Origin of the sequence: Methanocalculus natronophilus, from assembly GCF_038751955.1 — an archaeon.
Lineage (GTDB): Archaea > Halobacteriota > Methanomicrobia > Methanomicrobiales > Methanocorpusculaceae > Methanocalculus > Methanocalculus natronophilus.
On sequence record NZ_JBCEXH010000023.1, the window covers coordinates 1 to 1,017 of the forward strand.

Annotated in this window: 2 protein-coding genes; both read left to right on the top strand. The window is 37.4% G+C overall.

The features are described from left to right. Window positions 1–683: hypothetical protein (locus tag ABCO64_RS10120; protein WP_343089365.1), on the top strand; the 683-nt coding region annotated here is incomplete at its 5' end. Between the two features lie 116 nt (window positions 684–799). After that, the coding region (locus tag ABCO64_RS10125) for a Gfo/Idh/MocA family oxidoreductase (protein ID WP_343089366.1) at window positions 800–1,017 on the top strand (218 nt) is incomplete at its 3' end.

Here is a 1,017-nt window from a genome sequence, read left to right on the forward strand (position 1 = left end):
TTGGTGACATTCCATTTGATAGTAGTGAGCATGAAGATATCCCTACAGATGATGATCGTTCATACTATAAAGCATTTGTCGAGTATGAAGGCGGAGACCATCATGGCGCTTACGTTGTATATTCAAATGATGGGTTAGTCTTCTATACACCGGATAACTTTGAAAATATTGAACAACATTTTGGAACACCTGAACACCCACCACGTGGTTTAGTCGAAACTAAATACTATACGGATACCGATGACGTTGCACTTTATGCTAGAACTTTCGGTAAGCTTCCACCAAACTACATCATTCGTTATGATGAAGATAGAACCGATCGCTCAGCCCCTGCGGCATGGAATTTATATAGACGGTATGTAGGCGAGCCTGATGAAGACTTTTATGATGATCATGATTTTGGGATGGATTTAGCCAATACACGTGAACATTATATCGATGTTGAAAACGAGCATGGTCAAAGCTTGGGAGAGCATTTATATTATGGATATTGGTGGTTCCACGGAGCATCAAGTATGCCTGGACGTACGGATTTCTTTATCGCAGATACAAGGATTCCTTATGGCAGTGGGTCTGCACGGGGTAGGTTCCGTTTTGTATTCTCACCTGAAAAACGTTTAGTGTATTTCACAGAAGATCACTTTGATAGCTACACATTACTTTATGGAAATGCGGATGATTAAATAATGTATAAACCAGTTTAGTGAACCCATTAAACTGGTTTTTTAATGCATTTAAAGAACTATAGGATATAGTTTTAACTGTGTTATAATACGGCTAAAGAAAAGAGGGCTATGGTATGGTAAAATTTGGAGTAATTGGCGCAGGAAACATTTCAAAAAAATTTTTATATACGCTTAATGCATTAAAGATAACACCTTATGCTATTGCCTCTAGAGATTATAAAAAAGCCTTAAGTTATCAAAAAGAATACAATATAAAAAAAGCATACGGTAGTTATCATGATTTAGTAGCAGATCCCTTAGTAGAAGCGGTTTACATTGCGACACCCCATAG